This is a genomic window from Hydrogenophaga sp. GW456-12-10-14-TSB4 (genome assembly GCF_059424305.1).
In genome coordinates, this window is record NZ_JBWKZH010000029.1 from 63151 (window position 1) to 70649 (window position 7499).

The window sequence follows — 7499 nt, forward strand, 5'->3', positions numbered from 1 at the left end:
AGTTTTGAACGTCTTGAACACCGCGAGGGCCGATCTGCCCCGGTGCGATGGCAAGGGCCTCTACCACCGGGGCACGCCGATCATCCAGGTCGACAACGTCAGCAAGCGCTATGCCAACGGAACTGTGGCCCTGGAACGGGCCCGGCTGGAGATCTGGAGCGGCGACTTTGTCACCCTGATCGGTCCCTCGGGATGCGGCAAGAGCACGCTGCTGCGCATTCTTTCGGGTCTGGGTGCGGTCACCGAAGGCTCGATCCAGTGGTGGGGCGAGACCACCCCGGTGCTGGAGCGGCCCGACCAGAAGCTCGCCTTCGTCTTCCAGGACCCCACGCTGATGCCCTGGGCCCGCGTGTTCGAGAACGTGGCCCTGCCGCTGGAACTCAAGGGCACACTGGACCGCGCCACGATCCAGCGCAAGGTGGACGAGGTGCTGAACCTGGTGGGCCTGGGTGCCTTCCAGCAGGCTTACCCGAGGGAGTTGTCGGGTGGCATGCAGATGCGGGTGTCGATCGCCCGCGCCCTGGTCACCGAGCCCAACCTGATGCTGATGGACGAGCCCTTCGGCGCGCTGGACGAGATGACGCGCAACAAGCTCAACGACGACCTGATGCGCATCCAGCACGAGCGCAAGCTCACAGTGGTGTTCGTCACGCACAGCCTGCACGAGGCGGTCTACCTGTCGTCGCGCGTGGTGGTGATGGCGGCCCGGCCCGGGCGCGTGATCGCCGAAGTGGGCATCGACGCGCCCTTTCCCCGGGGTACGGCCTTTCGCCTGTCCGCGGAGTACCTGCAGTACATGACCCGCCTGAGCGCCGCGCTGGACGCGGCCAGCCGGGGCGAGGAGATCGCACCATGAAGAGCCCGGACATTTCCCGCAACGCCGCGCGCCAGGTGAACTGGGGCTCGAGCAAGCTGCCGGTGCTGGCCATCGGCGTGGGCCTGCTGGCCTTGTGGCAGCTGGTGGTGGTGGCCTTGTCGCTGCCGGTGTATGTGCTGCCCGGGCCGCTCGACGTGCTCAAGGCCCTGTACGCGGATTCGGACCTGCTCTTCACCGGCCTGCTGTTCACGCTGAAGGTCACCGTGCTGGCCTTCGCGGTGGCGGTGTTGCTGGGCGTGTCGATCTCGTTCCTGCTGTCGCAAAGCCGCCTGCTGGAGAAAAGCGTCATGCCCTACATGGTGATCCTGCAGGTGACGCCCATCGTGGCGATCGCCCCGCTCATCATCATCTGGGTCAGCAACACCTTCGTGGCGCTGGTGACGATTGCCAGCATCACGGCGCTGTTTCCCATCGTGTCCAACATGACGCTGGGCCTGCGCTCGGTGGCGCCCAACCTGCAAAGCCTGTTCCGGATCTACCGCGCCTCCAACTGGCAGACCCTGACCCGGCTCAAGCTCAAGGCCGCGCTGCCGTACTTCTTTGCCGGCGCGCGCATCAGCAGCGGCCTGGCGCTGATCGGTGCCGTGGTGGCCGAGTTCGTGGCCGGCACCGGCGGCACGCAGTCGGGGCTGGCTTACATCATTCTCGAATCGGGCGTGCAGCTGAAGGTGCCACGCATGTTCGCCTCGCTCTTGCTGATCTCGCTTACCGGCATCGCGCTGTTCGCGCTGATGGTCTTCATCTCGAACCGGGTGCTGGGTGCCTGGCACGAGAGCACCGTCAAGACCGAGCACTGAGTTTCACCCGTTCCGTTTTCGCCCCACCCCCAACAGGAGTTCTTCCATGAATGTCCGATCAGTTCTTGATTCGGCGCGTTGCGCCCTGGCCACCTGCCTCGTGCTGCTGGCGTCTGTGGCAGCCCCCACCCATGCGCAGGCCCTGCGTGACGTGAATGTGGCGCTGAGTTTCTATGCCTCCGCCGAACACGGTGGCTACTACGCGGCGCTGGCCGAAGGCATCTACGAAAAACACGGCCTGAACGTCAAGGTCACGCAGGTCGGCCCGCAGGGCAACAACATGCAGCTGATGGTCTCGGGCCGCATGGACTTCGTCAACGGCTGGAGCATGCGGGCCCTCAATGCGGTGCGCGAGGACATCCCTCTGGTGTCGGTGGCCGCCGTGTTCCAGCGCGACCCTCAGTGCCTGGTGCACCACCAGGGTGCTTACGCGAAGCTGGAGAACATGAAAGGCGCGCCGATCCGCGTGGCCCAGCTCGCGCGCGGCAGCTTCTGGCCCTGGCTGAAGGCCCGGTACGGGTTTGACGACAGCCAGCTGCGCCCCTTCGACATGAGCTACGCCGCCTTGCTGCAGGACCCCAAGATGGTGCAGCAGGGGTACATCACCAACGACGGCTTCCAGTTCAAGCGCCAGAACCTCGCCATGGACTGCATGCTGCTGGCGGACTACGGATGGTCCACCTACATGTACACCATCGACACCACCCAGCGGCTCATCAAGGAGAACCCCAAGCTCGTGGGCGACTTCGTCAAGGCCACGGTGGAAGGATGGCGCGCCTTCCTCAAGGACCCTGCACCTGCCTCGCGCCTGATCAAGGCGAACAACCCGCAGATGACCGACGAACAGATCGCCTACGCCATGGCGCAGATGAAGCAGTACGGCCTGGTCGAGTCGGGCGATGCCGCAGGCGGCCGGATCGGCACCATGAGCGAGGCCCGCTGGACGGCTTTCTATCAGGAGATGGTGACCGCCAAGGCCCTGCCCGCCGGACTCGACCCGCGCAAGGCCTACGACCTGCAGTTCATCAAACAGCTGTACCCCCAATAACCGAGAGAGACAAACCCATGCTGATCACCCAACAACCCATGTTCCGCCACTTCTGGTACCCCGTCATGCCGACGCACCTGCTGGACGCCGGCCATCCCAAGGCCTTCCGGCTGCTGGGCGAAGACATCGTGCTCTGGAAAGTGGGCGAAGGACGCTATGCCTCCATGGAGGACCGCTGCTGCCACCGCACCGCGAAGCTCTCGATGGGCTGGCTGGAGGACGACCGCATCGTCTGCGGCTACCACGGCTGGGCCTACGACTGCACGGGGCAATGCGTGTCCATGCCGCAGAGCCCCGAGGCCCAGAAGATTCCCTACAAGGTGAAGAGCCACCTGACGGACGTGCGCTACGGCTACGTGTGGGTCTGCCTGGAGCCCGATCCGATCAACACCATTCCGGTGCTGGAAGAAGACGGCGCGCCGGGCTTTCGCCTGATCCACGAGTTCTACGAGCCCTGCCGCGCCACCGGCCTGCGCCTGATGGAGAACTTCTTCGACTTCTCGCACACGAGCTTCGTGCACAAGGGCACCTTCGGCAACCTGGTGGACGCCAAGCCGCGCAAGACCGAGATCGAGGAAACCGAGCACGGCCTGGTGCTGCGCGGCGATGTGCCGGTGCTCAACGCCGACGAGCACATTCAGCGCGTCGTGCGCGACAGCGGGCTGGAGTCGGTGCGGCACATGGTGAGCAAGTGGTACATGCCCTTCATGCGAAAGTCGCAGATCAACTACCCCAACGGCCTGATCCATTCGCTGGTGACCTCGGCCACGCCCATCGACGACGAGCGCTCCATGCTGTGCCAGTGGATCTACCGCAACGACACGGAGGCCGAAGTCAGCGCGGCCGACTGCATCGAGATGGACCGCCGCATTACCAACGAGGACATCCTGATCCTCGAAGGGCTGGACCCGGACGTGCCGCTGGCCCCCGCCAGCGCCGAGGAGGCCCACATGTACACCGACCGGCCGGGCCTGGCGATGCGCCGGCGCCTGCTGAAAATGATGGAGGCGCGCGGCGAGAAAGAGGTGCGCACGCCGCGCAACCTGGCGCGTTTCGGCATCCGTGTCGAAACCGCCTCGGCGTGAAGGGCGCTGCCATGGCCGACACCTTCGCCGCCACCGTGCCCTCCCGCTTCTGGGCCGACCTGACCAGCGAGGCCTTCTCGCGCCTGGACCGGGCCAGCGTGATCGCCGTGCTGCCCGTGGGCGCGATCGAGCAGCACGGCCCGCACCTGCCGATGTCGGTGGACACGGCCACCGTCAACGCCATGGTGGCGGCCACGCTGCCGCACCTGGGCGCGGAGCTGCCGGTGCTGTTCCTGCCCACACAGCCCATCGGCAAGAGCAACGAGCACTCGCGCTACCCGGGCACGTTGACCCTGTCCGCCCAGACGCTGATCACCTTGTGGAGCGAGATCGGCGCCTGCGTGGCCGCTGCCGGCGTGCGCAAGCTGGTGCTGTTCAACAGCCATGGCGGGCAGGAGTCCATCATGGACATCGTGGCCCGCGACCTGCGCGAGCGCCTCGGCATGCTGGTGGTGTGCGTGAACTGGTACCAGCTGGGCCTGCCCGATGGGCTGATCGGCGACGACGAGATGCGCCACGGCATCCACGCGGGTGAACTGGAGAGCTCCATCCTGCTGGAGATCCACCCCGAGTTCGTGCGCATGGACCGGGCGAAGGACTTCGCCAGCACCGACCGCGCCCTCAGCGACGGCTCGCGCTACCTGTCCTACGTGGAGGGCAAGGCGCGCGTGGCCTGGCAGACGCAGGACCTGAACCCGCAGGGCGCCTGCGGCAACGCGACACGGGCCACGGCCGAGAAAGGGCGCGCCACGCTGGACTTCGTGGGCGGCCAGTTCGCCCAGGTGCTCGAAGACGTGCACCGCGTGCCCCTGGCCTCGCTGGACAGCGCCACGGCGTGGTGAGCGACCGCTGGCTGGCGCGTGCCCGCGTGCCCGAAGCCCTGCTCGACGCGGCGGCGCGCGATGCCTTCGCGCTCGCCGCGCCGGGCCTGCGCACGGTCCACCTGCGCCTGCGCAACGGATTCGTCGATGCGCTGTCGCCAGCCCGGGTCGACGACGGCCTGCCGGTGCTGGACCTGGCCGAGGGCATCGTGAGCTCGCGCTGGGTGGACCTGCACACGCACCTGGACAAGAGCCACACGGCGAGCCGCATCGGCCGCCACCACCACACGCTGCGCGCCGCGGTGGCAGCCTCCGGCGAAGACCGCGAGCGGTGGACGGCCAAGGACATCCGGCGCCGCATGGGTTTCTCGCTGCGCAGCGCCCTCGCGCAGGGCACGCGCGCGGTGCGCACGCACATCGACTGGGTGGGGGTCGCCACGCCGCCGGCCTGGACCGTGGGCCAGGACCTGCGCCGCGAGTGGGCGGACCGCATCGAACTGCAACTGGTGTCCCTGACGCCGCTGGCCCTGTTCGCCGAGGCCGCACTGGGCGCCGCCGTGGCCGCCGTGCTGGCCGATCAGGGCGGCGTGCTGGGCGCGTCGGTGCATCCCGTGCCGGGCCAGCGCGGTCTGCTGGAGCGGGTGTTCGCGCTCGCGGTGGCGCACGACCTGGACCTGGACTTCCACGCGGACGAGCATCTGCAGAACGACATCGAGGGCCTGCGCGGCATCGCCCGCCTGACCGCGCGCCATGGCTGGCAGGGGCGGGTGACGGTGGGGCACGCCTGCGCCCTCTCGGTGGCGCCGGCCGACGAAGGCAGCGCCGTGCTGCGCGCGCTGGCCGAGGCCGGCGTGGGGCTGATCGGCCTGCCCCTGGCCAACCTGCAATTGCAGGACGGCGATGTGCCCGGCCGCACGCCGCGCCTGCGCGGCATCGCGCCGCTGCAGGAGGCGAGGGGACATGGGGTGGCTGTGAGCCTGGCCTCCGACAACGTGCAGGACGCCTTCGTGCCGATGGCCGATTTCGACCCGCTGCAGGTGCTGGCGCTCGGCGCGCTCGCGGCCCACCTGGACGACCCGCTCGTGCAGTGGGTGCACAGCATCACCACCACGCCCGCTGCCGCCATGGGCCTGGCCTGGGACGGCCGGCTGCGCGTGGGCGCGCCGGCCGATCTGGTGCTGCTGGCGGGGCGCAACAGCTTCGAGGTATGTGGCCGGCCTCAGCGCCGCGTGTTGCACCGGGGTCGTCTGCTCGACGCCGGCCTGCCCGATTTCCGGGAGCTGGACGCACCCGCGGACTGACCGGTCCGCGGGTGGTCGGTGGACTCAGGCCGTGGCCATCGCCAACGTGAGCAGGTCGCCCTTGGCGATCTTGCCGGTGGGCGTCATGGGCAGCTCGTCGATGCCCACCACCTCCATCGGCGCGAGGTCGTAGGCCACCTCGGCCTGCACCGCCGCCTTGAGCCGCTGCAGGTCCGGTTCGGCGCCGGCCTGGCAGGTGATGAAGGCGCGTGGCCGCACGCCGCCCTCGGCCGGCAGGCCGATCAGTGCCGCCTGGCGCACACCGGGCTGGCGGCAGAGGGCTTCTTCGACATCGCGTGGGAACCAGCTCACGCCGTTGACGTGCAGCAGCTCGGAACGCCGCCCGCGCATCGTGACGTGGCCATCGTGGTCGATCAGACCGATGTCGCCGGTGCGCAGCAGACCCTGGGCCGTCACCTCCTCGGTCTTGCCGGGCTTGCCCCAGTAGCCCCACATGAAGCCGCCGCGCAGCACGATCTCGCCCAGCTGACCCGGCGGCAGGCGCTGGCCGTCGGGGCCCATCATCCAGACCTCCTTGTCGGGCAGGGCGGGGCCCACGCGCATCAGCTTGCTGTCTTCCGGTTCGAGTTCGGGGTAGCCCAGCGCCATGAAGCCACCGAGTTCGCTCTGGCCGAAGCTCTCCACCAGTGGCAGGCGCAGTTCGTCGCGCCAAGCGCGCTTGAGGGTCGGTGGCACCGGTCCGCCGCCCGACAGGCCCATGCGCAGGCGGCCGGGCGCGCGGCCGCGCAGGGCGCTTTCCGTGCGCAGCTCTTCCAGCAGCGTGGGGTTGCCCACCAGGATGGTGGCTTGCGCCTGTTCGAGCGCGTCCCAGCCGGCGGCCTGGGTCCAGAACCGCATGACGTGCACGGTCGCGCCGCGCGAGAGCGCGGGCAGCAGGTTGCCCACCAGCTGGTAGGAACTGGACAGCGCGGTCGGGCCGAACGAGACGTCGTCCGCCCGCACGCGCAGGCGCTCGGCGATGCAGCGGCTGGCGCGCACCGTGGGCTCGTGGCTCAGACAGGCGCCCTTGGGTTTGCCGGTGGTGCCCGAGGTGTAGGACAGGTGGGCGATGGCGCTCTCGTCCTCGGGGTCGGGCGGGGCCGCAAAGCCCTGGGCCATCAGCTCGGGCAGGGCGTGGGCGCCGGGTTGAGCACCGTCCATGCACACCAGGTGTTCGATGCCCGGCACCTGGGCCACGGCCGCGAGCACCGCGTCGCGCATGTCGTGGGTGTAGATCAGCACGCGGGGACGGTGGTCGGCCAGGTAGTAGGTGAGATCGTCCTTGAACTTGACGTTCACCAGCGCCGCGATCGCGCCGATGCGCCATGCGCCCAGCATGGCCAGCAGGTAGTCCATGCCGTTGTGCGCGAACACCGTGACGCGGTCGCCCTTGCGCACGCCCAGGTGCGCGAGCGCGCCGGCCATGCGCTCCATTTGTGCGACGGTCTCGGCGTACGACAGGCGGGCCTGCCGGTCCACCCAGACGAAGGCGGTCTTGTCGGGGTGGCGCATCGCGCCGTCGGTGATCAACTGATGCATCAGCATGGGGTGGGTCCTTTCTGTGGGGGGG

At 68.8% G+C, this 7499-nt stretch carries 7 protein-coding genes; 6 read left to right on the forward strand and 1 reads right to left on the reverse strand.

Annotated features, from left to right (window positions below):
- The first annotated feature begins 13 nt into the window (after positions 1 to 13).
- The 6 genes from AC07ZS_RS15635 to AC07ZS_RS15660 are packed head-to-tail and all read left to right on the forward strand — an operon-like array spanning position 14 to position 5929.
- Positions 14 to 856, forward strand: a complete 843-nt coding sequence (locus AC07ZS_RS15635) for an ABC transporter ATP-binding protein (protein WP_494799447.1) — start codon at positions 14 to 16, stop codon at positions 854 to 856.
- Positions 853 to 1674: an ABC transporter permease gene (locus AC07ZS_RS15640; RefSeq protein ID WP_494799448.1), complete on the forward strand. Its 822-nt coding sequence runs from the start codon at positions 853 to 855 to the stop codon at positions 1672 to 1674. The genes AC07ZS_RS15635 and AC07ZS_RS15640 overlap by 4 nt, the downstream gene beginning before the upstream one ends.
- Positions 1675 to 1720: 46 nt before the next feature.
- A complete protein-coding gene (locus tag AC07ZS_RS15645) occupies positions 1721 to 2722 on the forward strand; it encodes an ABC transporter substrate-binding protein (protein WP_494799449.1) in 1002 nt (333 codons plus the stop codon).
- A 17-nt stretch (positions 2723 to 2739) separates the two neighbouring features.
- Positions 2740 to 3807 (forward strand): aromatic ring-hydroxylating dioxygenase subunit alpha, encoded by a 1068-nt coding sequence (locus AC07ZS_RS15650; protein ID WP_494799450.1) that lies wholly within the window; start codon positions 2740 to 2742, stop codon positions 3805 to 3807.
- A gap of 11 nt (positions 3808 to 3818) precedes the next feature.
- The gene (locus AC07ZS_RS15655; RefSeq protein WP_494799451.1) at positions 3819 to 4649 is read left to right on the forward strand and encodes a creatininase family protein; all 831 of its coding nucleotides are present in this window, start codon (positions 3819 to 3821) and stop codon (positions 4647 to 4649) included.
- Positions 4646 to 5929 (forward strand): amidohydrolase family protein, encoded by a 1284-nt coding sequence (locus AC07ZS_RS15660; protein ID WP_494799452.1) that lies wholly within the window; start codon positions 4646 to 4648, stop codon positions 5927 to 5929. The genes AC07ZS_RS15655 and AC07ZS_RS15660 overlap by 4 nt, the downstream gene beginning before the upstream one ends.
- Before the next feature lie 24 nt (positions 5930 to 5953).
- Here AC07ZS_RS15660 and AC07ZS_RS15665 read toward each other — a convergent pair.
- Positions 5954 to 7499, reverse strand: a 1546-nt coding sequence (locus tag AC07ZS_RS15665) for a class I adenylate-forming enzyme family protein (protein WP_494799453.1), incomplete at its 5' end; no start/stop codon positions are given.

What these genes read in the sequence shown, in the direction of transcription:
- AC07ZS_RS15645 (WP_494799449.1), top strand. Translation starts at nt 1,721, where the DNA reads ATGAATGTCCGATCAGTTCTTGATTCGGCGCGTTGCGCCCTGGCCACC.
- AC07ZS_RS15640 (WP_494799448.1), top strand. Translation starts at nt 853, where the DNA reads ATGAAGAGCCCGGACATTTCCCGCAACGCCGCGCGCCAGGTGAACTGG.
- AC07ZS_RS15650 (WP_494799450.1), top strand. Translation starts at nt 2,740, where the DNA reads ATGCTGATCACCCAACAACCCATGTTCCGCCACTTCTGGTACCCCGTC.
- AC07ZS_RS15655 (WP_494799451.1), top strand. Translation starts at nt 3,819, where the DNA reads ATGGCCGACACCTTCGCCGCCACCGTGCCCTCCCGCTTCTGGGCCGAC.